Raw genomic sequence first — 23,587 nt, forward strand, 5'->3', positions numbered from 1 at the left:
ACGGCGGAGTACTGTGCGGTGCCATGATCATCACTCCTCCGGCGCGGGACGGCGCCAGCGGTCACGTCGCGGAGATGTATGAGGAGGACATCTCCGGCGACGGCTTCATCCACACGTACACCGCCGCGATGGCGGTGAACCCGGAGGCGCACGAGGCGTTCATGGCGCTCGTGAGGGCGGTCGTGCCGTCCATCGGCGTCCGCATGTACGAGGCGGCGACCCTGGGTGCGGCGCGTGGCATCGGGTCGGCGCACTGCCTGATCGCGCACGCGCGCAAATCGCTGAAGGCGGGGGTCGTGGACGAGGTCGGGCTGCGCGGCTTCGCCGAGGACGACGACAGCGGGTTCGACGAGGCCGAGCAGGCGGTGATCCGCTACGCCGAGAAGCTCTCGACCGCGCCGGCCTCGATGACGGATGCCGACTCCGAGGCCCTGCGGGCCGTCGGATTCACGGATCGGCAGATCCTGGACATCACCCTGGCCGCAGGGCTGCGCAACCACTTCAGCCGGTCGCTGCTCGCCCTGGCCGTGCCTCTGGACGACGACCCCCAGCTGGACGCGGAGATCGCGGCCGCGCTGATGCGGCGCGCCGGGCGGATCTGAGCGCAGCGGAATCGGCGCGGCTCACTCCGCGGGTCGGGGCGCCTGGCTGCCGGGCAGCACGCAGTAGCCGTCGGTGCACAGCCCGACCTCGGCGTCCGTGTGGAGCAGCTGCAGGGACGGCGGCGCAGCGAGCGTCGTCACCGTCGTGTCATCTGTCTGCTGATCGGCCATCCTTCGATGGTACGCCGCCCCGGCGGGACGGGCTCCGGCACAGGCCGAGCACCTGCAGCGTTGCGCGCGCCCTGTCGCTCTCCCGGTCGGTCGCGAGTAGCCTGCCGCTCATGGAAGCACCGCAGCAGCGGCCCGGCGAGACGCCCCTCGAACGCGCCGACCGCAACTGGAACGAGCTCATGCAGGAACTGCGCGTCATGCAGACCGGCACGCAGATCCTCACCGGCTTCCTGCTCGCGGTCGCCTTCCAGCCGCGATTCGCAGACCTGGATGCGGTGCAGCGGACGCTGTACGTGGTGCTCGTGCTGCTGGCTGCGACCGCGACCGTGCTTGCGCTGGCGCCGGTGGGCATGCATCGCCTGCTGTTCCACCAGCACCGCAAGATCGCCCTGGTGCGGACGGCGAACCGGCTGGTCAAGGCGAACCTCGTGGTCATCGGCGCGGTGACGGTCGGCGTGGTGGCGCTGATCCTCGACGTCACGCTGAACCGGCCCAGCGCGATCGTGGCATCGGCGCTCGGCGTGGTCGCGATCCTGCTGCTGTGGGTGGGACTGCCAGCGATGCTCAAGCGCGGCCAGGACTGACCCGCACTCACCGCTGCGCGATCAGCCGCCGAGGCTTGTGACGAGATTGATGACGGTGGCGAGGATCACCGCGCCGAACAGATAGGCGAGCATGGTCTGAGCCACCACGACCCGCCTGATCGAGCTGGTCGACACGTTCGTGTCGGCGACCTGATAGGTCATGCCGAGGCCGACCGCGAAGTAGGCGAAGTCGCTGTACTGCGGGTCGTCGTGCTGGTTGAACGAGATGCCTCCGGCGGGCTCGGAGTAGTACATCCGGGCGTAGCGCAGCATGTAGTCGGCCTGGATCAGCACCCACGAGGCGACGACGCTGAGCACCGCGGTTCCGGCGAGCAGATAGCTCTGGATCTCAGGCGCGTGCCGTGCCTGCACGACGACCACGCCGACGGCGGCGAGGCTGACGACGCTGCCGATGATGGCGACGATCCGCGCCACCCGGCGCCCCGGATCCTCCGCCAGCGCATGAGCCCGGGTCGCGGCGGCATCCATGGGCCACACGATCAGCAGCACCCAGATCGCGTTGACCAATGCGAGGGTGCCCCAGCCGCCCAGGATGCCTGCGGCGGGGCCGAGCCAGAGGCCGATGCCGGCACCGGCCAGGATGCCGATCACGACCGAGACGGAGGTCCTCACTCGCACGGAGGCGCGAACGGCTTGATCGTCCATGAGCGAATGCTACGCGCCGGATCCGGCTCAGATGTGAATGGCCTCCGAGTCGGGCGGTTCGGGTTGTCCGTCGACGCCTGGTGCGGAATCGTGGCTCGGACACCGTGCTGGACGGTGCGGTGTCCGCAACCGGAAGGAGAGCTCATGCTCACCCTGACCGAGAACGCAAACACGATCGCGGCGACCATCGTTGCCCAGCAGAGCACGACGCCGGATGCGGGCCTTCGCATCCACTCGTCGGGGACGGAGGCGGAGCCGCGCTTCGCCGTCACGGTCGCTCCGACGCCCGAACCCGGTGACGAGGTCATCGGGGACGACGAGATCCACGTGTTCCTCGAGCACGCCGCCGCCGAGGCTCTGAACGACAAGGTGCTCGACGCCACGGTCGATGAGCAGGGTGCGGTGTCGTTCACACTGCTCCCCCAGGCGGCTTGACCGTCCGCACCGAAGAGACCGCCACCTGCCTTTGCGGAGGTGGCGGTTTCTTAGTGCGTCGCCGATGACCCGCGGCCGCAGCTCACGATCGTTATCAGAGGTCGCCCGTCACCCCGCTAGCATCGTGCTCATGAGGCTTCGACCACTCCTTCTGATCGGGTCGCTGAGTACGATCATCGCCCTCAGCGCGTGCACGGCACACGATGGACCGGTGGCTCAGCCGCTTCAGGCCTCGCCCACCACCTCATCTGTAGAAGTCGGGAATGTTCCGGCGCCGAACAGCACCCCGCGCGTTATCGAGATCTCACTGGACGGCATGTCAATCGATGCCGGCGAAGAGATCCCATATTCCGATCGGTCTGGAGTCCTCGAAGCGCTCAGCGGCGTGTTGGGACCACTCGACGACGCGACGCCCAGACCTGACAGCTACGGCTTGGTCGTCTACGAGTGGGGCTCTGTGAAGGCGAGCATGTTCGAAGAGGGAGATGTCGGGATCTGGATCGCCTCGCGCGAACAGAACGAGGTTGAGTTCCAGGGGCCAGAGGGGGTGATGGTCGGCTGGACGAGGGAACAGGCTCTGGCTGCGGGTGCTGAGGACATCGCGTACGACGCGGATGGTGATGGCAAGGCCGATCAACTGGCCATCGGCGCGAGGGAGGTGGCTGGCACGGTGTCTCTCACCGATCCCGGACGCACCGGCCGCGAGTACATAGTCCTTGACATGGAGGGCGACAAAGTGACACACATCATCAGCAACGGCAACGACTTCAGCGACCTCTGATCATCATGCCGTACCCGGCATGTTCCTTGTCCTAGCGTTGAATCATGCTCCGCCGCCTGATCTCCCGGGTGTTCTGGACGTTCAGCCGCTGGACGCTGACGACCGAACCCGCCCCCTCTCGACCGACGGTGCTGATCGGCGCGCCCCACACATCCAACTGGGACTTCGTGCTGATGCTCGCGATCGCCTGGCGGCTGGGGATCGATGTGCGGTGGCTCGGGAAGAAGAGCCTGTTCGACCGGTGGCGCGGTCCGATCATGCGCGCACTCGGCGGCATCCCGGTGGACCGCAGCGATCCCGGGCGCGTGGTCGGCGACGTGGTCGCAAAGGTGCAGGACGGCGAGGTCTTCGGCCTGGTCGTCACTCCGGACGGCACGCGCAAGGGGCACTCGCACTGGAAGTCCGGCTTCTACCGCATCGCGCGCGAGACCGGGATGCCGGTGACCCTCGGCTATGTCGATCGCACCACGATGACGACGGGCCTCGGGCCGACCATCGAGCTGACCGGCGATGTGGCCGCCGACATGGACCGCATCCGCGCCTTCTACGCCGACAAGGCGGGCCTGCGGCCGGAGCACCGCGTCGAGCCGCGACTGCGCGAGGAGCAGCCGCCCGCCTCGTGAGCGGCGGGCGCTACCCGAAGAGATCGCCGTCCACGTAGTACCAGCGACCGTCCTCGCGGACGAAGCGCGAGCGCTCGTGCAGGATGCCCAGCTCTCCGTCGTCCTGCAGGTAAGTGGCGCGGAACTCGACGACGCCGGATCGGGCATCCGCTCCCCCGTCCACGACGTCGACGATCTGCAGCCCGCGCCAGCGCGGGTTGTCGCCGAGGTCGAGATCGTGCGGCCGGGTGGACGGATGCCAGGTGCGCAGCAGCCACGCCGCATCCGCACTCTTGAACGCGGCGAACCGCGAGCGCATCAGCTCCTCAGCGGTGGCAGGCTCCTCCTGGCCGGTCATGACGTGGTCAGTCCCAGTCCAGGTACTCCTCGATGATGTACGCGGTCTCGATCGGGTGAGTGACCGGGAAGTGGTGGTCGGCACCGGCGAGAGTCTTCACACTCGCGCGCTCCGGCGCCGTGGCCTGCAGGCGGTCACCGTTCGCCGGCGGGGTGACATCGTCCTCCGCGCCCTGGATGATGAGCACGGGCAGTGCCGGGGCGAGCGCGATGTCCTCGTCCTCCACGCCCAGGAGCAGCAGGCCGTTGGAGCGCTCGTGGTGCGCCGCGACGACGTGGCGCGCGAGCGTCCCACCCGAGCCGTGACCGCCGATCCAGGCATCCTCCAGGCCCAGGTGATCCATCACCGCGATGACGTCGTCGACGGTATCCGCGCCGATCTGCACGACACGGAAGCCGGCTTCCTCGGCGAGATAGTGCGCGATCACGCCGAGCGCCTCACCGGTGCGGCCGATGCCGTGGATGAGCACGAGACCGACGGGTCCCTCGCCCTCGTCGACGTAGTCGACGGCACGGCCGTCCGGCTCGAAGGTGCTGCTCTCTGCCACTGGATGCTCCTCAGGGTCGTGAACGGGGGTGCGCCCCATCAACCCTACTTGGCCACCCTGGCGGCGGACTTCGGATGCGCCCGGGCGGTGACCTCGGTCGGGGGCGGGGCGAGAGTCGACTCAGCGCGTCGGCACGCCGTCGAGGAAGTCGACGGTGGGGACGAAGAAGAGAGTGCCCGTGCGTGCAGTCGAGAAGTCGAGGATCCGGTCCGTCTCGCCCGATGGTCCGCCGAGGAACATGCGGCGCAGCATCTCTTCGATGACAGCGGGATCGGCGGCGTAGCCGACGAAGTACGTTCCGAATTCACCGCTGCCGAACGCGCCGAACGGCATGTTCTCGCGCCGGATCTGCTTCTGAACGCCTCCCGCGTCGGTGATCACGTTCAATGCGATGTGCGAGTCCGCCGGCTTCACGGATTCGGGCATCTCGATATCGTCGAGTTTGCTCCGGCCGATCACGCGTTCCTGCTCCTCCACAGCCAGGGCGTTCCATGCGCCCAGGTCGTGGAGGTACTTCTGCACGATCACGTAGCTGCCCCCGCGATACTCGGGGTCCTCATCGGAGATGAGCACGGCCGAGTCCGCCGCAGCGCCCTGCGGGTTCTCCGTTCCGTCGACGAAGCCCAGAAGATCGCGCTCATCGAAGTACCGGAATCCGTGAGTCTCATCGACCACCTCGACGTGGCCGCGAAGGCGGTTCATGAGCTGTCTGGAGAGCTCGAAGCAGGAGTCCATGTGATGAGCGCGGAGGTGCAGCAGCAGGTCACCCGACGTCGCCGGTGCCGCGTGGCGTGCTCCGTTGAGCGGCACGAACGGATGCAGGCCCTTCGGCGCCGTGGCGTCGAACAGACGCGCCCATAGCGCGGACCCCAACCCGATCACGCAGTCGAGGTCGTCGTCGGGGGTGCGGAAGGACACCGATCGGGCGATACCGGATGCGTCGGCCAGCAACTCGCGGACCTGCTCCTCGCTGCCTTCGTTCACGGTGAGCACGAGGAACAGCGCGGCACGCGCCGGCGCGGCGATGACCTGCTGAAAGCCCATCCCGGTCCTTCTCCTTCTTCCGAATCGGTCCGTCCCGATCACTCTGCCACTGTCGACGGGAGAAAGGGTGGCATCCGCGTGTGCCGGGAGCATCATTCGAGACGGCCGCGGACGCCCGGCATCCGGTGCATCCGCGGCCGCACGGCCTCGATTCAGCTCCGCTCGATCGGCAGCCACAGCTCCGTCGTCGCGGTGCTGAAGTCCTCGGCGCGGTCGAGCACGGTGACGATCGACGGCCCCGGGCGCAGACGCCAGGGGTTGGACGGGAACCACTCGGTCGCGGTCGCGGCCCAGGTGGACTGCAGTGCGGCCGGATATGCGCCGGAGGTGCGGAACACCGCCCACGCCCCCGCGGGCACGGCGACGGCGTCCAGATCCGCCGGCACGTCGGTGTCGGCGGTGACCGCGACTCCGTGCAGGTACGTCAGCTCGCTCCCCTGCGTGTAGTCGGGGTCGACGTCGGCGCTGACCTGCAGGAGCCCGGCGGGCTCGGTGTCGCTCAGCCGCTTGAGGCGCGCGTGCTCCTCGATCGGCAGCGAGGCGATGTGCGCCTGGATGTGCGGATTGATCCCCTCGTGGATCAGCGGCACGCGCGCGGCGTGCCCGATCAGGCGGAAGGCGGGTCGTTCGGTGATGCGGGCATCCATGGGGGTGCTCCCTTCTACGGTCAGGCGGAACCTGAGCTGCGGTTGACTGCGAAGGGGGCCGCCGTCACGCCGGACATCACCGTGGCTCGCACCGTGCACGGCACGGAACGCCCGGCCGAAGGCCTCGGTCGAGCCGTATCCATAACGCACGGCGATGGTCAGCAGATCGTCGCCGCCGATCAGGTCGGATGCCGCGACCGTCATCCGACGCCGTCGCACGTACTCCGACACGGGCATGCCCGCGAGCGACGAGAACATCCGCCTGGCGTGATACCCGGTGGTGCCCAGGCGCGCGGCCAGCGCGTCCACGTCCGTCTCGTCGCCGAGATGCGCTTCGATCTCGTCGACCAGGTGGTTGAGCACTTCGATCATGGCTGCTCCCTTCGGCATCCACTCTCGTCTCAGCGACCGTCGCGGCGCCCGATCATCGCGGTCCGATTCGATCGGATGCTAATCCTCCGGGACCGGCATCCCGTCCTCCCCGAACCGGACGCCTTCGCGCTCCAGGCGCTTCCGCGTCTCGTGATGCACCACACCGCGGCGGCGCGGGTCGGTCTCGAGCATGCGCAGCAGGGTCGCGCGGTCCGTGCGTGGGTGCTCGGCGACGGCGAATCTCACGCTCCAGAAGCGGTCCGACGCGAAGCGGTCGAGCACGGCCGCGCTGGCATCCGGGTTCATCGCCGCGGCGTTCCGGATCGCCTGGTTCGTGTCGGTGAAGAACGGCTCGAAGTCCTCGTCCGTGTGCGCGGCGCTCGCGAGCGCGTAGCGGCGCTCCTCGTCGGCCCGTTCCTCCGGTGTCTTGCGCCTGCCCATGCACATCCCCCTCGTTCTCGCGCCCCTACCAGGGACGATTCGATGCTATGCGGTCGGCGTGGCCTCGAAGATCATGAGCCTCTGCCGACCGTCGAACGGCGCACGCGCCCAGTCTCCCCACACCGCGGCGGTGTCGAAGCCGGCGGTCTGCAGATCCTGGATGATGCGCTCCTCGGTGCGGAAGGTCAGCACCTGCTCCTCGACGACCGTCTCACCGGTGCGCTCGAAGCGATTGAACGCGCGCAGCAGCACGACGCCGCCCCCGCGTTCCTCGATCTCGCTCCATTCCGTCAGTGCCCCGTGCATCGTCTCCCTGACGGACGGCTCCTCCCGGGTCCACGACTCCCAGGCGCGCGCCGCGGGGTTACGGCTCTCGAAGGCGAGCATCGCGCCAGGAGCCGCGACGGCACGCAGGTGCCGCAGCGTGAGCATCCACGCCGGGTCGGGGATGTGCTGGGCGACGTTGCCCGTCATCAGCATCAGGTCGAATCGTCCCTCGGGCAGCATCCGGGTGTCGCCCTCGACCCACTCCACCTGCTCCCCGCCCACGCGAGTCCGCGCGAAGGCGAGCATCGTCGCGGAGGGGTCGACGCCCACGACGCGCCTTCCCTCGGCCGCCAGGGTGACGGTGAGGATGCCGGTGCCGCATCCCAGGTCCAGGATGCTCCGCGCGTCACGGAAGTCGGCCAGCGCGCGGTAGAAGTCGTGATCCGGCCCGTCGGGATTGTCGAGGTCGTAGAGATGGACGATCCGCGCGTCGTAGTCCTGCAGGGCACTCATCCGAACAGGCTAGCCGGATGCCGTCGTCTCGAACGCCCGCCCCGCGCGGCGCTCACGCCGAGCACGGCGCCGCCGAGAGCTGCGGGAAGTCGGAGAGGTAGATTACCCGGAGCACGATTCGCAGATCACCGTCGCTCAACCGTGGGAGTCGCTCATGTCGCAGGTTCGTGTCCACAACTTCTCCGTCTCGCTCGACGGCTTCGGCACAGGCGACGGCATCACGGTCGACGCCCCGTTCGGCCACGCCGGCGAGCGACTGCACGAGTGGATGTTCGCCACGCGGTTCTGGCGGTCCATGGTCGGGGAGCCGGGCGGTTCCACGGGGATCGACAACGTGTTCGCCGAACAGCACGGTCTCGGTTTCGGCGCCGAGATCATGGGCCGCGGCAAGTTCAGCGCGTCCACCGGCCCCTGGACCGGCATCGGCACCGACGACGAGTGGCGCGGCTGGTGGGGGCCCAACCCTCCGTTCCACACACCCGTCTTCGTCCTCACCCACCACGCCCGTCCGTCGATCGACATGGAGGGAGGCACGGTGTTCCACTTCGTCGACGCCTCACCGGCAGAAGCGCTCGACCTGGCGCGCGAGGCGGCTGGCGATCTGGACGTGCGGATCGGCGGCGGGCCTGCCCTGCTGCGAGATTTCCTCGCGGCAGGACTCATCGATGTCGCCCACGTGGTGCAGGTGCCGATCCTGCTCGGACGCGGCGTCCGGCTCTGGGACGGTCTGGATGCTCTCGACGAGCGTTACGCGATCGAGGCCGTGTCCTCCCCGAGCGGGGTGACGCACCTGACCCTCACCCGGCGGTGATGTGACAGCCTGGACACGTGGACGATCTGCACGTGATGCCGGGCCCTGGCGCGCCCCGGGGCATCGTCGTGCCCGCAGCGGATCTCGTCGAGCAGTTCTCCCGCGCATCAGGACCGGGCGGACAGGGCGTGAACACCACGGATTCGCGCGTGCAGCTCATGATCGATCTCGGAACGACGAGCGCCCTCGACGAGACGCAGCGTCGCCGCGTGCTGGCGCGGCTCGCGCCGCGGCTGACCGGAACGACGCTCATCATCAGCGCGAGCGAGCAGCGCTCCCAGCGGTTGAATCGCATCGCCGCGAGGGAGCGGCTCGCTGCGCTGCTGCGTGATGCCGTCGTGCCGGCCCTCGTTCGAAGGGCGACTCGCCCGACGAGGAGTTCCCAGCGACGGCGTCTCGACGACAAGAAGCGGCGCTCCGAGACGAAGGACGCGCGCCGGCGTCCCGGTGCTGCCGACTGAGCAGTCGTACGTGATCGGCGCGTGCCGTCAGCTGTCGTGCTCGGGCTGGCACTGCGGGCACGACTGCGCGGATGCCCCGCCGAACGTCTGGTCGACGATCGTGGAGCCGCATACCGGACATGCCTCTCCGCCCCGACCATGCACGGCCATCGCTGAGACCTTCGCCTGCTTGAGCTCATCGGGGCGGAGGCCGCGGCGCTCGTGGGCAGCTGTGGTCATGGTCTCGACGACCGCGGTGAAGAGCCGCTCCCGGTCCGCCGTGCCGAGCAGGGCGGCATGGGTCGCGAGCGGGATCCGTGCCCGATGCAGGATCTCGTCGGAGTACGCGTTGCCGATGCCCGCGAGTGAGGTCTGCTCCTGCAGCAGCGCCTTGATCTGCTTGCGGCGGGTGCCGAGTGCGCGCTCGAGGTGATCGGCCGCGAAATCTGCGGAGAGCGGGTCCGGACCGAGCGCGGCGATGCCTGCGACATCCGTCGGGGTATCAACCACCGATGCCGTCACGGCGAGGAAGTCGCCCGTGTCGACGAGCTGCATCACGGCGCCGTCGTCGAGGATGATCCTGGCGACCTCCGGACCGTGCGGATCGAGAGCCGGATCTCCGGATGCCTGCCATCGTATCCAGCCGTTCCGGCCGAATCCGATCATGAGCCAGCCCGCCGTCGTCTCGAGCCCGGCGTGCTTGCCGAACCGTCGCATCCCATTGATGCGGGCGCCTGCCAGCGTGGCGGGAAGGCGGTCGCGCGTCTTGATGATGCGGAACTCGACGACGTCCACCTCGGTGATCTCGCGACCTGTGATCCGCTCATCGAGGAACTCGACGAGCGCCTGGACCTCCGGCGATTCGGGCATGCGTACATCCTCGCACCGCACCGTTGGGTTCGGCCCCGGGGGTTGAGGTCTCTCACCCTCCATGGCCCGGGCAGATGTCTCGGGCACGAGCGGGCCCGTTCCCCGGTGTGGGCGACATGCGTCGCCCACACCGGGGGCCTCAGAACGGTCCGAGCGCGCGACTCGGCTCGGCATCCAGGGCGAGCGTCTCCAGCACGGTGAGCAGCTGCCGCTCCTCGTAGCGGAAGTGGCTCTCCATGATCGCGGAGACCCCGTCGAGGTGCCGTGCGAGCTCGTCCGGCGCAGCCCGGCTGTCGACCGCCGCCTGCAGCCCGCCCATCAGGTGGGCGATCATCGAATGATCCTGCTCGAGCTTGCGCAGCGTCTCCCGCAGGTGCGGATGCTCCGCGGCGATGGCGGGGAACAGCTCCCGGTCCTCCGCCACATGGTGCCCGGTCAGCGCAGTGCAGAATCCATGACAGAACAGCAGCAGATCACGACTCGCCGTCTCAACCGATCCGCCTTCGGCTGCGGCATCCTGCGCGATCCGCAGCGCCTTGCGCAGCCGTGCATGCACGCTCCGCAGCTCTTCACTCCAGGCCACCAGCCTGGTCTTCTCGCCCTCAGTCACGCTGGGGCGAAGGGGTGGACATCGTCAACGTCCGTCTCCTTCAGGTTCCACGCCTCCATGCCTGACACGGTCTGCCACCGGCACGCGACGCTGAAGGCCAGCGTAGTGCAAACCCTGGGGATGCCTTGGCTCGTCGCGAGGCCCGTTCCGTTTGCAGACAATATGTAGACCGGTCTATTCTTAATTCATGACGATGTCCAAGGGAGACCTGACCAAGGCTCGGCTCGCAGAATCCATGCTCGAGCTCATCCAGACCAGCGGATACAGCGGCACGGGGTTGAACGCCGTGATCGATCACGCTGCCGCGCCGAAGGGCTCTATCTACTTCCACTTCCCCGATGGCAAGGAGGGCCTCGGCGTCGCGGCGGTCGATCTCGCTGCCGCTCAGTTCGGGACGCTGATCGCCGAGGCTGCGGAATCCGCCCGCGGGGCGGCGCAGGCTGCGCGCGCGGCGATCGAGGCCCTGACCTCGATCGTCAGCCGGAGCGACTACCGACTGGGCTGCCCGGTCTCGGTCGTGACGCTGGAGATGGGCGCGGAGAGTGAGCGGCTGAGGCACGCGTGCGCCTCCGCCTTCGATTCGTGGATCGTGCCGACGGCGGCGCTGCTCGAGGCGGACGGCATCGATGCGGAGGGAGCCCGCTCTCTGGCCACGGTCATCGTGGCCACCATCGAGGGGGCGGTCATCGTGTCCCGCGCGATGCGGAGCCCTCAGCCGCTGGAATCTGCCGCCGACGTCGTCGCGGACCTCATCGAGCAGCGCATCCGGACCGCAGCGGTGCAGCGATGACGCCGCGCGAGGACTCCCGCCATGCGCTCGTCTTCGGTGCCTCCGGCCTGATCGGCCGGCACCTCATCCTGTCTCTCGCCGCATCAGGGGCGCGGGTCACGGCCGCCGTGCGGTCTGCCGATTCCGGAGCGCGCATCGAGCGCTGGCTCACGTCGCATGGACTGAGCCAGCCGATCAGCACCGTGATCGTCGACTTCAACAGCCCGGAGCTCCTCCCGGGCGGCCCCGCGGCAGTCCCATTCGTCACCGAGATCCACAACTGCGCCGGTTCCTTCCGCTTCGGGATGCCCGCGGAGGAGGCACGACGGGCGAACGTCGGCATCGTCGAGACGCTGATCGACTTCGCGGCCGGCCTTCCGCGGCTGCAGCGCATCGTCCACATCTCGGGCTATCGCGTCGGCGGTCAGGATCCCGCGCTCGTTCCGTGGTCCGAAGAGCATCGCGCCGCGGTGTACCGGGACCTGGGCGGATACGAAGGCTCGAAGGTCGAGTCCGACGCGATCTTCCAGGCCCTCGCGCACGCGCGCGGCATCCCGTGGACGATCGTCAACCCGGCGACCGTGATCGGAGACAGCGTCACCGGCGAGTCGGAGCAGCACGTCGGCCTTGCGAGCAGCGTCGAGGAGCTCTGGAACGGCACAGTGGCGGCCCTGCCCGGAGACGAGACCACCTTCGTCCCGATCGTCACCGTCGATCATCTGGCGGCCTTCATGGCGGTGGCAGCCATCGATGAGGCCGCCGTCGGCAGGTCGTACTGGGTTCTCGACGACGCCACGCCGCCGCTGCCGGACATGCTGGCGCACCTCGCCCACCATCTGGGCGCGAAGGTTCCGCGGCTGCGGATCCCCGTCGCCGCCATCAAGAGGCTCCCCCGGCGGATCACCAGGGCCGATCCCGAGACGATCGGCTTCCTCTCCGCGGACCGCTACCCGACCGCACCCGCGGTCGAGCTCGCCGGCCGGCACGGCCTGAAGATGCCCGACGCCCGAGTGTCGCTGGAGCGGTGGGCGGACTACCTGACCGCGCATCGCTTCGGCTCTGCCGGCGCGGATGCCCGCCGATTCGTCGATGCCGGTGGTGTGCGGACGTTCCAGCTCGGGGCACCGGAGTCCTCTCGCCTGGTCCTTCCGGGTCTGCCGATCAACGCGGACAGCTGGTCCGACGTGGCGGGTGGCATCGGCGCGCGCGTCGTCGATCTGCCCGGCCTGGGCCTCAGCGGCGGCGCCGGTGTCGAGGACTGGGACCTCTGGCTGCCCGCGATACTGGGCGACGAACCCGCCGACCTCATCGGCCATTCGATCGGCGCCGCTGCGGCGGTCGTCGCCGCGAACCGGATGCCGGAGCGGATCGCGTCGCTCACGCTGATCGCCCCGTTCTTCCTCCAGTCGCCGTCAGGGGCCGCCACCAGACTGACCCCGCTCGTCCGCGCGTACCTGCGCCACACCGATCCCGGACGGCTGTCACGGCAGCTGACCGGCTCGGACGCGAGCGCGGCCGCTCTCGAGTCCAGCATCCGCGACCTGAGGCGCGGCAGCGCCCCGCGGGCGGCTGCGCAGCTCGCCCGAGCGGGATCGAAGAAGTGGCGCGCCGAACTGCGAGCGGCGCTCGCGCGGTTCAGCGGTCCGGTGCGCATCGTCACCGGCAGTGAGGATCCCCTCGATCCGCGCGCGATCGAGCAGTTCGGGCCCCTCCCTCAGGTGGAGCTGATCACGCTGGAGCGCGCCGGGCACCACCCGCAGCTGACCCATTCCGATGCACTCGTCACCCTGCTCGGAGATCGGCCGGGGCGCCGCGATGAGGTCGGCTCGATCGCGGGGCGCGACGGGCTCAGACGGTGAAGCGCAGCACGGCCGGGCCGCGTCGCGGCTCGGCTTCTGCCCCGCTCTCGCGCCGCGGCATCAGCGCGTTCCTCGACGAGACCTGCCAGTCATGCCGTCAAGGCGCCAGAGCATCGCGCGAGACGCGAGTCAGCCCTCAGCGTCCCGCTCCTCGAGTTCGTCGACCCTGGCCTCGAGCATCCGGATCCGGTTGTAGAGGTCCACGAGCGTGACGCCGTCGGCGACGACGCCGGGGCGCTGAGAGAAGCGGCGGACGAAGTGCTCGCGTGTCTCTCCCGGCAGCTGATCGAACTGGCCCATGAATCCCCTCCGCGTCGAGTGTCTGTTCAGGATAGCGATCGCTGGGGAGATGCGATGCGCAGCCGCATCCGGCTGCTCGAGCTAGACGTTGAAGCGGAACTCCACGACGTCGCCGTCCTGCATGACGTAGTCCTTGCCCTCCAGGCGGGCCTTGCCCTTCGCGCGCGCCTCGGCGACCGAGCCGGTCTCGACCAGGTCCTCGAACGAGATGACCTCGGCCTTGATGAAGCCCTTCTCGAAGTCGGTGTGGATCACGCCGGCGGCCTGCGGGGCCTTGTCGCCCTTGTGGATCGTCCAGGCGCGGGCCTCCTTCGGACCCGCCGTCAGGTAGGTCTGGAGACCAAGGGTGTCGAACCCGATGCGTGCCAGCTGGTCCAGGCCGGACTCCTCCTGGCCCGTGGAGGCGAGGAGCTCGGCGGCGTCCTCCGGGTCCAGGTCGATGAGCTCGGACTCGATCTTCGCGTCCAGGAAGATCGCCTTCGCGGGGGCGACCAGCGCCTCCAGCTCGGCCTTGCGCGCAGCATCCGTCAGCACCGACTCGTCCACGTTGAACACGAAGATGACGGGCTTCGCGGTCAGCAGACCGAGCTCCTTGATCGGCGCGAGGTCGAGACCGCTCACCGACAGCAGGATGCCGCGCTCCAGGGCGTCCTGAGCTGCCTTGGCCATCTCCAGGACGACCGGCTCGGTCTTCTTGCCCTTGACCTCCTTCTCGAGACGCACGATGGCCTTCTCGAGGGTCTGCAGGTCGGCGAGCATCAACTCGGCGTTGATGGTCTCCATGTCGGATGCCGGGTTCACGGCGCCGTCGACATGCACCACGTCGTCGTCGGCGAAGCCGCGCACGACCTGCGCGATGGCATCCGCCTCACGGATGTTGGCGAGGAACTGGTTGCCCAGGCCCTCTCCCTCGCTCGCGCCGCGCACGATACCGGCGATGTCGACGAACGACACCGCGGCGGGCAGGATGCGCTCGCTGCCGAAGATCCCGGCGAGCACGTCGAGACGCTTGTCCGGCAGGCTGACGACGCCCACGTTCGGCTCGATGGTCGCGAACGGGTAGTTCGCCGCGAGCACGTCGTTCTTGGTCAGCGCGTTGAAGAGGGTCGACTTGCCGACGTTGGGCAGGCCGACGATTCCGATAGTGAGAGCCACGGGATACGAGTCTACCGGCGGGCAGCTACTCCAACCGCTTCCAGTGCCCCTCCGAGATCACGTCGACGTCGTCCCCGACGACGCGGATCGCGGTCTGGTCGTCGATCGCATATGCCGGCCCGTCGATGTGCTCGGCCCACCGCTCGGCGTGCGCGAGCGTGTTCTCCGGGAAATCCGGGTAGTCCAGATGCGGGAACAGCGAGAAGTCCACGATGCCGAGCGTCCCCTCCCCCGGCTCCGGCGACGTCCAGCGCTCGAACTCCGCGCCGATGCGCGGCGTCATCACCATGCTCCCGGCGCTCACGCCGACCCAGACGGTCCGCTCCAGACGGGGGAAGAGCTTGAGCAGCCCCGACCGCCGGATCCAGTACGCCAGATAGGTCGCGTCTCCGCCGTCCACGAGCAAGGCGTCCGCCTGCTCCACCCACGGGACCCACCGCTCCCCCTCCATCGACGGCAGGGCGGTGAGTTCGAGCAGACCGGCGGACTTCCAGCCGAGCGCGGTCATCGACCAGTCGCTGCTCGCCGAGCGGAGGGTCACCTCTGGCGTGCACGACGGATGCCCGTACTGCGCGGTCGGGATGAACAGCGCCGTCGAATCCTCGATCGGCTTGCCGAGCATCTCCACCAATGCCCTGCGGATGCTGGGGTTCGTCACTCCACCGGAGGTGAGCAGCAGTCTCATCGCGCCAGCCTACGACCGCGACGGGCAACCGGGCCGATCAGATGGGGACTAGTCCCCCTGCCGCCGGACGCCGGCAGGCCGCTAGCGTGGTGCCATCCGATCAAAGGAGCCCAGCGTGCCGGACGACGTCAGCGCAGACGAGATGAACGACCCGTTCTGGTCGGTCGTGCACCGCCGGCATCCCGACCTGGACATCGTGCTGCTGCCGCCGGAGAGGCCGGCACCCGCCATGTCGGGTCTGCCTGAACGTGCGCCAGGGCCGTTCGCGCAGATCCAGCTGACGGACGCCGATAATCTGTGGCGCATGCTCGTCGGGCATGGCATGCCCCGACGCGAAGCCCGGTGGATCCCCGGCCCCACGCGCGACTCCGTGCGGCACGCCATCACGCTGACTCTGCGGGACGTCGGCACGCCGGCGGGTATCGAGCACCTGCGCGAGGCACGTGGTCTGCTGACCGCGGACGGCTGGCATCTGTTCATCCCGCCGACCGGGACGCCGCGCATCATAGCTGACCGCGCGGGCGAACTGGGCGCGGAAGAGCTGCTGGCCGGATTCGACGCCGAGCACGGCCGCCTGTTCATCCGTCTGACCTCGACCGGCCTGCCGGTCGGCGTCGATCGTGTCCGCGAACTGATCGGGGCCGCAGCATGACCGACGGAGTCACCTACAACCCTGTGATGCCGGGTGAGCTGGACCGGCGCTGGAGCTCGCAGGCCGCGCAGATGAGCGCGCTCATGAAGTCCCTCTCCTCCGCGCCGACCGGCGGGCTGCCCTCGGTCGCCGTGGGGCCCGCACGCACCTTCCTCGCTTCGTGGGAGAAGATCGCGCTCCAGGCCAAGACCTCCTCTGAGGTGTACGCCGATGAACTGCGCGAGACCGGGGTCTCGTACGAGAATCTCGACGCCGAGGTCGCTCGCCGGATGGCTGCGCTCGGAGGCGGTGCGGTATGACGACGACGATCAACATCCCCGCTGTGATCGACCCTGTCGACCGCCCCGAGGGCGATCCGGCCGGCTCCGAGTCTCTGGCGACCTCGTTGCTGAGCGGCGCCGTCCGCCTCACGGAGTTCTCCGAGGAGGCGCTACTGCTCGCCGAATCCAAGTGGTACTGGGCCGGTAAGGCGGCTGAGGCGTATGGCGACCACGCCAAGAACTTTGCGCAGAACCACCAGCCGATGGGAGAGACGCTCAAGCGGGTCGCCCGCGGTGTCGACGTGTTCGCCGACCAGTTGCGGACCCTGCAGAGCGATCACACCACGATCAGCAGCGACATCACTTCGTACCATCGCGAGCGCGCCGACCTCATCACGGATGTGAATCTTGCCGGCGAAGTCGCGGAGGCGGAGATCGCCGCCCTGCAGGAGCGCGCACGCGCGCTGACCAACCGTCGTGCGGGGATCACGACCGACATCACCGACCTGCAACGGCGCGTCACGGAGAACGAGCAGTTCCTGGTGCAGCTCTTCACCGGTGCCGACACCGCCGCCGAGGCGAGCTCGCCGACCGGCGGCATCAGCGCACTCGCGCTCGGCGCCATCGGGCGGAAGCCGTCCGCCGCAGACGGACCCAAGGCGATGAACGCGTGGTGGAACAGCCTGACGGAGGCGGAGCGGGATGCCCTGATCGCGGCCTACCCGGATCAGCTCGGCAGTGCCGACGGCCTCCCGGCTTCGGCGCGCGACGCCGCCAACAGGCTGCGCCTCGACGCCGATCTCGCAGAACTGGAGATGAAGGAGCGCGACGGCACTCTTCTTCCCGAGGAGAAGCAACGGCTCGCCAACGCCCGCGCGACGCGGACAGCGCTGGAGCACGCGGACGGATACGTCGTCCCCGGCACCGACGACAGACCGGGTGGACAGCTGTGGCTGTATGACCCGGATGCGTTCGGCGGTGACGGCCGGGTGGCGATCGCCGTCGGCGACCTGGACACGGCCGACGACGTCTCCGTTCAAGTGCCGGGCATCCGCACCGAGATGGATGACGCCCCAGGCGGCGTGGACGAGGCGACTCGGTTGTACGAGAGCGCCCGTTACAACGGCGACGGATCGAGCGTGGCGACGATGTTCTGGCTCGGCTACGACACACCTGCCGGTGACCTTCTCGAGTGGGGGGAGGTCCCCTCGGAGGATCGTGCGGCAGACGGCGGCGCTCGTCTCGCTGCCGCAGTCGACGGGCTTCGCGCGTCGCGCGCTCACGATCCGGCGCACATGACGGCGATCGGGCACAGTTACGGTTCGACGACGACGTCCTACGCGGCGACGGACCACGGTCTCGCGGTCGACGACATCGCGCTGATCGGCAGCCCCGGGACGGGCCCGGCAGATCACGCATCCGACTTCAGCGTCGGCGCCGACCATGTGTACGACGGCCGCAACAGCCGTGACTTCGTCGCGTTCCTCGGAGATGAAGGGTGGGTGCGCAAGGACCAGTTCTTCGACACCGGCCTGGGCATGGATCCGTCGTCCGAGGATTTCGGGGCGCATCGCTTTCAAGCGGAATCACCCCAGCGCGGATGGGGGCCGAACTTCGACGACCATTCGCGGTACTACGACCGGGACAGCGAATCCCTGTACAACCTGGGCCGCATCGTCGACGGTCACGGCGACGACACGAACAGCGCGCCGCAGTCGTACGACCCGTGGTGGGGCGACCCTGTAGACCCCGAGTGGGATCGCGATCCCACGTCCGGAGAGGCTGGCCGCTCGAAGACTGGCTTGACCCCATGAGGAGATCGGCCATCATGGGTGCTGTGGGACTTCTCGCCTTCCTCCTCAGTGGATGCTCTCCGGTGCCGTCGAACCCCCGCGCGGTGCTCGAAGCGAAAGCAGCGGCCATCGACTCAGCCACTCAAGATGTGCTCGACTCACTGCACGCGGCCGGCCTCGACGACGCGACCGCGAAAGGCCACGTGGACGGATGCCAGAGTGAGCCCACTCCCGGTGTGTCCTATCGAGCAGGCATCTCGGCGAAGGCGGGTTCCGATCTCGCCGGCGCCTTCGACGCGCTGGTCGAGCAACTCGGCGCGTCGGGCTGGAAGCCGACGGATGCCTATCGCGACGTCAAGATAGATCCCGCCAAGCCCATGGGCCGCTTCGTGCGCGACGACATCACACTCGATGTTGCAACCGGCGGGGCCTCCAGCGGAGGCGTCTGGTACGGCGCCGACGAGATGCAACTCGGCGTCACCATCAAGGACTACTGCGTGCGGGTTCCCGACGGCGGCTACATCAGCAAGGTCGAGGACCTCGCGAAGGACATCCTCCCCCGCTCCTGAGCCTCCCGGCGCGGGCGGGTCAGCCGACCAGCTCCAGCACCGCTCGCAGCGAGTCGCCCTCGAGATGCCGCGGGGCGTTGTGCGGCGCCGCGATCCGCTCTCGGTTCAGCCAGAACGCGGAGAGTCCCGCGCCCACAGCACCCATGACATCGGCCGGGAAGCTGTCGCCGACGTGAAGGGATGCGGCCGAGAGCACTCCGGCCCGATCGAGAGCGTGCCGGAAGATCTCGGCGTCCGGCTTCAGCACTCCGATGTCCCCCGAGGCGACGACCACGTCGAACAGGCCGTCGATCCCGACCGTGCGCAGCTTCTCGCGCTGGAACGCCGAGGGCCCGTTGGTGATCAGCCCGACCGGGACACCCCGTCGACGCAGCTCCACCAGCACGTCACGGCTGTCCTCGAACAGCGCGAACGTGCTTCGCTCCGCCGCCAGGTGCAGTTCCACCGCCTCGTCCACGAGCTCCGCACCCGCACCGGCGTCGGACAGCGTGCGCCGCCACACCTCCCGTGTCAGGGCGTCGTCCTCCAGTTCGCCGCGCATCCACTGCTCGCCCTGTGAGGCCCAGCATCCGCTCCACACCGACGCGTTCGCCGTGCGCATCGCGTCCGTGTCGAGAGCAGGATGCCTCGCGGCGAGCTCGTCGATCGCGAGCAGCGCGGCGTCGACGGCGCCGTCTCCGACCAGAGTGTCGTCGAGGTCGAAGAAGACGGCGCGGATGGGGTCAGTCACGGCGTCGCGCCCGGAACGCCGTCGTCACATACGGCAGGTCGATCGTGTCGTCGCCGGTGACGCCCAGCTCGTCGAACAGGGCGTCCATGCCCTCGTGGATGCTCGCCCGCTCCTGCTCGGAGGCCGTGATCAGATAACTGCGCGAATCCGCCATACGGTGCAGCTGCGCGCGCGTCATGGGGCGCACCCACTCCCAGCGCTCCGTCTCCAGCTCGCCGAACGGCGCGGCCACCGTGGGGCCGCCTGCATCCAGCATCTCCTCCGCGGCACTCGCGTGCATGATGGCGGTGAACCGGCGCACCCAGTCGACGCGGTTGTCGCGCGCGTTCCAGATCAGCCCGAGCGTCCCGCCGGGGCGCACGACGCGGCCGATCTCGGCCGATGCCTTCTCCGGGTCCACCCAGTGCCACGCCTGCCCGAGCACGACGGCATCCAGGCTCGCATCCGGAAGCGGCAGCGACTCGGCCGTGCCCACGTACGTCGGGACACCGGGGACGGTGTCGCGCAGCTTGGCCAGCATCGCCGCATCCGGATCCACCGCCACGACCTGCGCATCCGGAGCATCCGCGATCACCCGGGTGAGCTTGCCCGTACCGGCTCCCACGTCCGCGATCCTCCGCGCACCGTGCGGCAGCTTCTCCAGCATCCAGGCGACGGCCTCGAAGGGATAGTCCGGCCGCGCCGCCTCGTAGGTGTCGGCCTCGGATCCGAAGGAAGTCGCTCGCACGTCACTCATATCGCTCAGCCTACGGCGAGCCTGCGACGTCGGCGCCGAGGTCGGCGCGAGAGTGGGACCGTGCCATTGGACTTCACCGCGATCGACTTCGAGACGGCGAACTCCAGCCCCGCCTCCGCCTGCTCCGTCGGACTCGTCCGCGTGCGCGACGGGAAGGTCGTCGCGCAGACCGGCTGGCTGATCCGCCCGCCTGCAGGCCATGACGAGTTCAACGAGTGGAACACCAGGATCCACGGGCTGTACGCGCACGATGTCGTCAATGCGGCCTCCTGGGTTCAGCAGATCGGCAGGCTCTGCGCCTTCGCCGGGTCCGACGTGCTCGTCGCGCACAACGCCGGCTTCGACATGAACGTGCTGCGCCGCGCCTGCGAAGCGACGGGCATCGAGGCGCCGCCCTACCGGTCGCTGTGCTCTCTCGCGGTGGCCCGCAAGACCTACGAGCTCGACTCCTACCGGCTTCCCAAGGCCGCCGCGGCGGCGGGCTTCGGCGACTTCCCGCACCATGACGCCCTGGCGGATGCGCGGGCCTGCGCGCAGATCGTGATCGACGCCGCGCGTCTGGCCGAGGCACCGGACGTGCATGCGCTGGGCGCCGCGCTCAGCATCTCGCTGTCCGCGCCTCTGGCATCCGCCCCGCAGCGCGCGGTCGCCTGAGCGACCCTTCACTCCCCACGCCCCGCCGGGCCACGTGCTCTCAGGCGCCGCCGGGCACTCCCGACAGCAGGGCGACGACGATGCTCGCGGTCAGCAGGAAGGCGCCGATCATCCACCACGAGCTGAGCTCGTGGCCCTCTTCGCGACGCACGCGGAACAGCACGTCCTTGCGGCGGGCCGGATCGGGAATGGAACTGGCTGCGGCCTTCGCCGCGGCGGCTGCAGCGAGCTGCTCATCGGTGACACGCAGGATACGACCGGTCTTCGTGGTGATGTGCTGAGCGCTGCTCTGCTTCTCGGACTGCTCGCTCGCTGACATCCCGAGCTCTCCTGTTCTGACCAACTCCAACGCGCTGAGGGCGCCGGATCCACACCCATTGTGCCAGCCGCGGCTGGGAATCGCGGGATGGGCGGGCCACCACGGTCAGAACGTTACCTCGTCGTGCTCACAGCCACTTCGACACGAGGTGATCGGACGTGATGCGGCGCAGCGTGCCCGAGGCGGAGCGAAGCACGATGCTCTCGGTGTAGAGATAGCGTCCCTCACGGCGCACGCCTCGGACCAGCTGGCCGTCGGTCACGCCGGTGGCGACGAAGATCGTGTTGTTGCCCTGGACGAGGTCATCGGCCTCGTACACGGTGTCCATCTTCAGCCCGGCGTCGATGCCGCGCTGCCGCTCCTCGTCGTCGCGCGGCCAGAGGATGCCCTGGATATGCCCGCCGAGCGCCTTGATCGCGCATGCGGTGACGATGCCCTCCGGGCTGCCGCCGATGCCGACGCACATGTCGGTGCGGGCGTTGTGGCGTGCGGCGTTGATGCCACCCGCGACGTCGCCGTCGCTCATCAGCCGGGTGCCGGCGCCGGCATCCCGGATCTCCTGGATCAGCTGTTCGTGACGCGGGCGGTGCAGCACCGAGACGACCATCTCCTCGACCGGCTTGTCGAGCGCCTTGGCGAGGCGGCGGATGTTCTCGCCGATGGGCAGTCGGATGTCGACGACGCCGACGCCCGCGGGGCCCGTGACGAGCTTGTCCATGTAGAAGACGCTGGACGCGTCGAGCATCGAGCCCCGGTCGGAGACCGCCAGCACGGACAGCGCGTTCTGCCGGCCCGCCGCAGTCAGAGAGGTGCCGTCGATCGGGTCGACCGCGATGTCGCACTCGGGGCCGACGCCGGTGCCGACCTCCTCGCCGTTGAACAGCATCGGGGCGTTGTCCTTCTCGCCCTCGCCGATCACGACACGGCCCCGGAAGTCGACCGTGCCGAGGAACGCGCGCATGGCGTCGACGGCGGCGCCGTCGGCCGCCTCCTTGGCCCCGCGGCCGATGAAGGGCACCGCCCGGATCGCGGCCGCTTCGGTCGCGCGGACCAGCTCCATCGCGAGGTTGCGGTCGGGACGAAGCGGGCTGAGATCGGCTGTAAGGCTCACCATGCGGTCAGCCTAGTGATCCGGCCGTGCGGAACAGGCGAGTTTTCCCGTTTTCCCGACGAAGGATTCGATGTTCTTAACAAGCCTTCAAGATCCGCGCCCCGACGCCCCGAAACAGCCGAGAAGAACCGGCATCCGCGCGGATAGAGTGAGCATGACCCCCGCACATCAGAAGCAGGAGAATCCATGCCCGTCGCCACTCCGGAACAGTACGCAGAGATGCTCGACCGCGCGAAGGCCGGTGGCTTCGCGTACCCCGCTTTCAACGTCTCCAGCTCGCAGACGATCAACTCTGTGCTGCAGGGTCTGACCGAGGCCGGCTCCGACGGCATCATCCAGGTCACCACCGGTGGCGCGGACTACTTCGCCGGGCACACCGTCAAGGGCCGCGCCACGGGCGCCCTCGCCTTCGCGCGCTTCGCGACCGAAGTCGCCAAGAACTATCCCATCACCGTGGCGCTGCACACCGACCACTGCCCGAAGGACGCGCTGGCCGGCTTCGTCGAGCCGCTCATCGCCGCCTCCGAGGAGGAGGTCAAGGCCGGACGCAACCCGATCTTCCAGTCGCACATGTGGGACGGCTCGGCCGTGCCGCTCGCCGAGAACATCGAGATCGCCAAGGAGCTACTGCCCCGCATGAAGGCGATCAACGCCATCCTCGAGGTGGAGATCGGCGTCGTCGGCGGCGAGGAGGACGGCGTCGCGCACGAGGGCTCCAACGACGCCCTCTACACGACCTTCGGTGACGTCGACCAGGCCGTGCAGGCGCTGGGCCTGGGCGAGCAGGGCCGGTACATCGCCGCCCTCACCTTCGGCAACGTGCACGGCGTCTACAAGCCGGGCGGCGTCAAGCTGCGCCCCGAGCTGCTGGGCGACATCCAGGCGCAGGTCGCCGCGAAGTACGGCACCGGCAAGAACCCGCTCGACCTGGTCTTCCACGGCGGCTCGGGCTCGTCGGACGCTGAGATCGCGACGGCCGTCGCCAACGGCGTCATCAAGATGAACGTCGACACCGACACCCAGTACGCGTACACGCGTGCGATCGCCGACTACATGTTCAAGAACTACGACGGCGTGCTCAAGGTGGACGGCGAGGTCGGCAACAAGAAGCAGTACGACCCGCGCGCCTGGGGCAAGATCGCCGAGACCGCCATGGCGGCCCGCGTGATCGAGTCCACCCGCCAGCTCGGCTCGTACGGCCAGTCCAAGAGCTGACACGCACGAAGAGCAGCGG

Annotated in this window: 32 protein-coding genes; 15 read left to right on the plus strand and 17 right to left on the minus strand. The window is 68.9% G+C overall.

Features of this window, described 5'->3' with window-relative positions; all coding sequences use genetic code 11:
• The first annotated feature begins 23 nt into the window (after positions 1–23).
• Positions 24–602, plus strand: coding sequence for a carboxymuconolactone decarboxylase family protein (locus MIAR_RS08155; protein ID WP_285633975.1), 579 nt, complete (start codon positions 24–26; stop codon positions 600–602).
• Between the two features lie 21 nt (positions 603–623).
• Here MIAR_RS08155 and MIAR_RS08160 read toward each other — a convergent pair whose 3' ends face one another.
• Complete coding sequence (locus MIAR_RS08160; RefSeq protein WP_285633978.1) at positions 624–773, minus strand: hypothetical protein; 150 nt, start codon at positions 771–773, stop codon at positions 624–626.
• A 110-nt stretch (positions 774–883) separates the two neighbouring features.
• Between MIAR_RS08160 and MIAR_RS08165 the strand changes: the two genes are divergently transcribed.
• Positions 884–1,357: a DUF6328 family protein gene (locus tag MIAR_RS08165; protein WP_285633981.1), complete on the plus strand. Its 474-nt coding sequence runs from the start codon at positions 884–886 to the stop codon at positions 1,355–1,357.
• 21 nt (positions 1,358–1,378) lie between these two features.
• Here MIAR_RS08165 and MIAR_RS08170 read toward each other — a convergent pair whose 3' ends face one another.
• Positions 1,379–2,023 (minus strand): DUF1345 domain-containing protein, encoded by a 645-nt coding sequence (locus tag MIAR_RS08170; RefSeq protein ID WP_285633984.1) that lies wholly within the window; start codon positions 2,021–2,023, stop codon positions 1,379–1,381.
• Between the two features lie 144 nt (positions 2,024–2,167).
• Here MIAR_RS08170 and MIAR_RS08175 point away from each other — a divergent pair, with 144 nt between their 5' ends.
• From MIAR_RS08175 to MIAR_RS08185, 3 genes are all read left to right on the plus strand, one after another.
• On the plus strand, positions 2,168–2,458 hold the full coding sequence (locus MIAR_RS08175) for a Fe-S cluster assembly protein HesB (RefSeq protein WP_285633987.1): 291 nt from the start codon (positions 2,168–2,170) through the stop codon (positions 2,456–2,458).
• Positions 2,459–2,588: 130 nt separating this feature from the next.
• Positions 2,589–3,239 carry a hypothetical protein gene (locus MIAR_RS08180; protein WP_285633990.1) on the plus strand — a complete coding sequence of 217 codons (651 nt, stop codon included), beginning with the start codon at positions 2,589–2,591 and terminating at the stop codon, positions 3,237–3,239.
• A gap of 44 nt (positions 3,240–3,283) precedes the next feature.
• Positions 3,284–3,862: a 1-acyl-sn-glycerol-3-phosphate acyltransferase gene (locus tag MIAR_RS08185; RefSeq protein ID WP_285633993.1), complete on the plus strand. Its 579-nt coding sequence runs from the start codon at positions 3,284–3,286 to the stop codon at positions 3,860–3,862.
• A 10-nt stretch (positions 3,863–3,872) separates the two neighbouring features.
• On the opposite strand, the gene MIAR_RS08190 is transcribed toward MIAR_RS08185, so the two are convergent.
• The 6 genes from MIAR_RS08190 to MIAR_RS08215 form a co-directional block, all read right to left on the minus strand.
• Entirely contained in the window at positions 3,873–4,199 is a 327-nt protein-coding gene (locus tag MIAR_RS08190) for a YchJ family protein (RefSeq protein WP_285633996.1), read from the minus strand.
• A 7-nt stretch (positions 4,200–4,206) separates the two neighbouring features.
• Positions 4,207–4,746, minus strand: coding sequence for an alpha/beta fold hydrolase (locus MIAR_RS08195; RefSeq protein WP_285633999.1), 540 nt, complete (start codon positions 4,744–4,746; stop codon positions 4,207–4,209).
• 120 nt (positions 4,747–4,866) lie between these two features.
• Positions 4,867–5,790, minus strand: coding sequence for a Dyp-type peroxidase (locus MIAR_RS08200; RefSeq protein WP_285634001.1), 924 nt, complete (start codon positions 5,788–5,790; stop codon positions 4,867–4,869).
• A gap of 152 nt (positions 5,791–5,942) precedes the next feature.
• Positions 5,943–6,809 (minus strand): AraC family transcriptional regulator, encoded by an 867-nt coding sequence (locus MIAR_RS08205; RefSeq protein ID WP_285635708.1) that lies wholly within the window; start codon positions 6,807–6,809, stop codon positions 5,943–5,945.
• A 78-nt stretch (positions 6,810–6,887) separates the two neighbouring features.
• Positions 6,888–7,250 carry a hypothetical protein gene (locus MIAR_RS08210; RefSeq protein WP_285634004.1) on the minus strand — a complete coding sequence of 121 codons (363 nt, stop codon included), beginning with the start codon at positions 7,248–7,250 and terminating at the stop codon, positions 6,888–6,890.
• Positions 7,251–7,295: 45 nt separating this feature from the next.
• On the minus strand, positions 7,296–8,030 hold the full coding sequence (locus tag MIAR_RS08215) for a class I SAM-dependent methyltransferase (protein WP_285634007.1): 735 nt from the start codon (positions 8,028–8,030) through the stop codon (positions 7,296–7,298).
• A 154-nt stretch (positions 8,031–8,184) separates the two neighbouring features.
• On the opposite strand from MIAR_RS08215, the gene MIAR_RS08220 reads away from it, so the two are divergent.
• Positions 8,185–8,841, plus strand: a complete 657-nt coding sequence (locus tag MIAR_RS08220) for a dihydrofolate reductase family protein (protein WP_285634010.1) — start codon at positions 8,185–8,187, stop codon at positions 8,839–8,841.
• A 17-nt stretch (positions 8,842–8,858) separates the two neighbouring features.
• Entirely contained in the window at positions 8,859–9,302 is a 444-nt protein-coding gene (gene arfB / locus MIAR_RS08225; protein ID WP_285634013.1) for an alternative ribosome rescue aminoacyl-tRNA hydrolase ArfB, read from the plus strand.
• A 27-nt stretch (positions 9,303–9,329) separates the two neighbouring features.
• Here arfB and MIAR_RS08230 read toward each other — a convergent pair whose 3' ends face one another.
• Positions 9,330–10,151 carry a DNA-formamidopyrimidine glycosylase family protein gene (locus MIAR_RS08230; RefSeq protein ID WP_285634017.1) on the minus strand — a complete coding sequence of 274 codons (822 nt, stop codon included), beginning with the start codon at positions 10,149–10,151 and terminating at the stop codon, positions 9,330–9,332.
• Between the two features lie 139 nt (positions 10,152–10,290).
• Positions 10,291–10,734, minus strand: coding sequence for a hemerythrin domain-containing protein (locus MIAR_RS08235; protein ID WP_285634020.1), 444 nt, complete (start codon positions 10,732–10,734; stop codon positions 10,291–10,293).
• A gap of 214 nt (positions 10,735–10,948) precedes the next feature.
• Here MIAR_RS08235 and MIAR_RS08240 point away from each other — a divergent pair, with 214 nt between their 5' ends.
• Entirely contained in the window at positions 10,949–11,551 is a 603-nt protein-coding gene (locus MIAR_RS08240; RefSeq protein WP_285634022.1) for a TetR/AcrR family transcriptional regulator, read from the plus strand.
• Complete coding sequence (locus tag MIAR_RS08245; RefSeq protein WP_285634025.1) at positions 11,548–13,389, plus strand: alpha/beta fold hydrolase; 1,842 nt, start codon at positions 11,548–11,550, stop codon at positions 13,387–13,389. Before MIAR_RS08240 ends, MIAR_RS08245 begins: the two co-directional genes overlap by 4 nt.
• Before the next feature lie 129 nt (positions 13,390–13,518).
• Here the strand turns inward: MIAR_RS08245 and MIAR_RS08250 are convergent, their stop codons facing one another.
• From MIAR_RS08250 to MIAR_RS08260, 3 genes are all read right to left on the minus strand, one after another.
• Positions 13,519–13,689: a hypothetical protein gene (locus MIAR_RS08250; RefSeq protein WP_285634027.1), complete on the minus strand. Its 171-nt coding sequence runs from the start codon at positions 13,687–13,689 to the stop codon at positions 13,519–13,521.
• 81 nt (positions 13,690–13,770) lie between these two features.
• The gene (gene ychF / locus MIAR_RS08255) at positions 13,771–14,844 is read right to left on the minus strand and encodes a redox-regulated ATPase YchF (protein ID WP_285634029.1); all 1,074 of its coding nucleotides are present in this window, start codon (positions 14,842–14,844) and stop codon (positions 13,771–13,773) included.
• A 25-nt stretch (positions 14,845–14,869) separates the two neighbouring features.
• On the minus strand, positions 14,870–15,529 hold the full coding sequence (locus MIAR_RS08260; RefSeq protein WP_285634032.1) for a Type 1 glutamine amidotransferase-like domain-containing protein: 660 nt from the start codon (positions 15,527–15,529) through the stop codon (positions 14,870–14,872).
• A gap of 115 nt (positions 15,530–15,644) precedes the next feature.
• Here MIAR_RS08260 and MIAR_RS08265 point away from each other — a divergent pair, with 115 nt between their 5' ends.
• The 4 genes from MIAR_RS08265 to MIAR_RS08280 are packed head-to-tail and all read left to right on the plus strand — an operon-like array spanning position 15,645 to position 18,803.
• Positions 15,645–16,181 carry a hypothetical protein gene (locus tag MIAR_RS08265; RefSeq protein WP_285634035.1) on the plus strand — a complete coding sequence of 179 codons (537 nt, stop codon included), beginning with the start codon at positions 15,645–15,647 and terminating at the stop codon, positions 16,179–16,181.
• Positions 16,178–16,480 carry a hypothetical protein gene (locus tag MIAR_RS08270; RefSeq protein WP_285634038.1) on the plus strand — a complete coding sequence of 101 codons (303 nt, stop codon included), beginning with the start codon at positions 16,178–16,180 and terminating at the stop codon, positions 16,478–16,480. Before MIAR_RS08265 ends, MIAR_RS08270 begins: the two co-directional genes overlap by 4 nt.
• Positions 16,477–18,255, plus strand: a complete 1,779-nt coding sequence (locus tag MIAR_RS08275) for an alpha/beta hydrolase (RefSeq protein WP_285634041.1) — start codon at positions 16,477–16,479, stop codon at positions 18,253–18,255. The genes MIAR_RS08270 and MIAR_RS08275 overlap by 4 nt, the downstream gene beginning before the upstream one ends.
• A gap of 23 nt (positions 18,256–18,278) precedes the next feature.
• Positions 18,279–18,803, plus strand: coding sequence for a hypothetical protein (locus MIAR_RS08280; RefSeq protein ID WP_285634044.1), 525 nt, complete (start codon positions 18,279–18,281; stop codon positions 18,801–18,803).
• A 19-nt stretch (positions 18,804–18,822) separates the two neighbouring features.
• On the opposite strand, the gene MIAR_RS08285 is transcribed toward MIAR_RS08280, so the two are convergent.
• Together MIAR_RS08285 and MIAR_RS08290 are read right to left on the minus strand one after the other, a co-directional pair.
• On the minus strand, positions 18,823–19,533 hold the full coding sequence (locus MIAR_RS08285; protein WP_285634047.1) for an HAD family hydrolase: 711 nt from the start codon (positions 19,531–19,533) through the stop codon (positions 18,823–18,825).
• A complete protein-coding gene (locus tag MIAR_RS08290) occupies positions 19,526–20,269 on the minus strand; it encodes a class I SAM-dependent methyltransferase (RefSeq protein ID WP_285634050.1) in 744 nt (247 codons plus the stop codon). Before MIAR_RS08290 ends, MIAR_RS08285 begins: the two co-directional genes overlap by 8 nt.
• Before the next feature lie 60 nt (positions 20,270–20,329).
• Here MIAR_RS08290 and MIAR_RS08295 point away from each other — a divergent pair, with 60 nt between their 5' ends.
• Positions 20,330–20,923, plus strand: coding sequence for a 3'-5' exonuclease (locus tag MIAR_RS08295; protein WP_285634053.1), 594 nt, complete (start codon positions 20,330–20,332; stop codon positions 20,921–20,923).
• A gap of 40 nt (positions 20,924–20,963) precedes the next feature.
• Here MIAR_RS08295 and MIAR_RS08300 read toward each other — a convergent pair whose 3' ends face one another.
• Together MIAR_RS08300 and glpX are read right to left on the minus strand one after the other, a co-directional pair.
• A complete protein-coding gene (locus MIAR_RS08300) occupies positions 20,964–21,242 on the minus strand; it encodes a hypothetical protein (RefSeq protein ID WP_285634056.1) in 279 nt (92 codons plus the stop codon).
• Positions 21,243–21,369: 127 nt separating this feature from the next.
• The gene (gene glpX / locus MIAR_RS08305; RefSeq protein WP_285634059.1) at positions 21,370–22,356 is read right to left on the minus strand and encodes a class II fructose-bisphosphatase; all 987 of its coding nucleotides are present in this window, start codon (positions 22,354–22,356) and stop codon (positions 21,370–21,372) included.
• A gap of 183 nt (positions 22,357–22,539) precedes the next feature.
• Between glpX and fbaA the strand changes: the two genes are divergently transcribed.
• Entirely contained in the window at positions 22,540–23,568 is a 1,029-nt protein-coding gene (gene fbaA / locus MIAR_RS08310) for a class II fructose-bisphosphate aldolase (RefSeq protein WP_285634062.1), read from the plus strand.
• The last annotated feature ends 19 nt before the right edge of the window (positions 23,569–23,587 follow it).

Origin of the sequence: Microbacterium arabinogalactanolyticum (assembly GCF_030268005.1) — a bacterium.
In the GTDB taxonomy this organism is placed as follows: Bacteria; Actinomycetota; Actinomycetes; order Actinomycetales; family Microbacteriaceae; genus Microbacterium; species Microbacterium arabinogalactanolyticum.

Coding starts and splice junctions, on each gene's coding strand:
- MIAR_RS08155 (WP_285633975.1), top strand. CDS start 24: ATGATCATCACTCCTCCGGCGCGGGACGGCGCCAGCGGTCACGTCGCG.
- MIAR_RS08160 (WP_285633978.1), bottom strand. CDS start 773: ATGGCCGATCAGCAGACAGATGACACGACGGTGACGACGCTCGCTGCG.
- MIAR_RS08165 (WP_285633981.1), top strand. CDS start 884: ATGGAAGCACCGCAGCAGCGGCCCGGCGAGACGCCCCTCGAACGCGCC.
- MIAR_RS08170 (WP_285633984.1), bottom strand. CDS start 2,023: ATGGACGATCAAGCCGTTCGCGCCTCCGTGCGAGTGAGGACCTCCGTC.
- MIAR_RS08175 (WP_285633987.1), top strand. CDS start 2,168: ATGCTCACCCTGACCGAGAACGCAAACACGATCGCGGCGACCATCGTT.
- MIAR_RS08180 (WP_285633990.1), top strand. CDS start 2,589: ATGAGGCTTCGACCACTCCTTCTGATCGGGTCGCTGAGTACGATCATC.
- MIAR_RS08185 (WP_285633993.1), top strand. CDS start 3,284: ATGCTCCGCCGCCTGATCTCCCGGGTGTTCTGGACGTTCAGCCGCTGG.
- MIAR_RS08190 (WP_285633996.1), bottom strand. CDS start 4,199: ATGACCGGCCAGGAGGAGCCTGCCACCGCTGAGGAGCTGATGCGCTCG.
- MIAR_RS08200 (WP_285634001.1), bottom strand. CDS start 5,790: ATGGGCTTTCAGCAGGTCATCGCCGCGCCGGCGCGTGCCGCGCTGTTC.
- MIAR_RS08205 (WP_285635708.1), bottom strand. CDS start 6,809: ATGATCGAAGTGCTCAACCACCTGGTCGACGAGATCGAAGCGCATCTC.
- MIAR_RS08210 (WP_285634004.1), bottom strand. CDS start 7,250: ATGGGCAGGCGCAAGACACCGGAGGAACGGGCCGACGAGGAGCGCCGC.
- MIAR_RS08215 (WP_285634007.1), bottom strand. CDS start 8,030: ATGAGTGCCCTGCAGGACTACGACGCGCGGATCGTCCATCTCTACGAC.
- MIAR_RS08220 (WP_285634010.1), top strand. CDS start 8,185: ATGTCGCAGGTTCGTGTCCACAACTTCTCCGTCTCGCTCGACGGCTTC.
- MIAR_RS08230 (WP_285634017.1), bottom strand. CDS start 10,151: ATGCCCGAATCGCCGGAGGTCCAGGCGCTCGTCGAGTTCCTCGATGAG.
- MIAR_RS08240 (WP_285634022.1), top strand. CDS start 10,949: ATGACGATGTCCAAGGGAGACCTGACCAAGGCTCGGCTCGCAGAATCC.
- MIAR_RS08245 (WP_285634025.1), top strand. CDS start 11,548: ATGACGCCGCGCGAGGACTCCCGCCATGCGCTCGTCTTCGGTGCCTCC.
- MIAR_RS08250 (WP_285634027.1), bottom strand. CDS start 13,689: ATGGGCCAGTTCGATCAGCTGCCGGGAGAGACACGCGAGCACTTCGTC.
- MIAR_RS08260 (WP_285634032.1), bottom strand. CDS start 15,529: ATGAGACTGCTGCTCACCTCCGGTGGAGTGACGAACCCCAGCATCCGC.
- MIAR_RS08270 (WP_285634038.1), top strand. CDS start 16,178: ATGACCGACGGAGTCACCTACAACCCTGTGATGCCGGGTGAGCTGGAC.
- MIAR_RS08275 (WP_285634041.1), top strand. CDS start 16,477: ATGACGACGACGATCAACATCCCCGCTGTGATCGACCCTGTCGACCGC.
- MIAR_RS08290 (WP_285634050.1), bottom strand. CDS start 20,269: ATGAGTGACGTGCGAGCGACTTCCTTCGGATCCGAGGCCGACACCTAC.
- MIAR_RS08300 (WP_285634056.1), bottom strand. CDS start 21,242: ATGTCAGCGAGCGAGCAGTCCGAGAAGCAGAGCAGCGCTCAGCACATC.
- glpX (WP_285634059.1), bottom strand. CDS start 22,356: ATGGTGAGCCTTACAGCCGATCTCAGCCCGCTTCGTCCCGACCGCAAC.
- fbaA (WP_285634062.1), top strand. CDS start 22,540: ATGCCCGTCGCCACTCCGGAACAGTACGCAGAGATGCTCGACCGCGCG.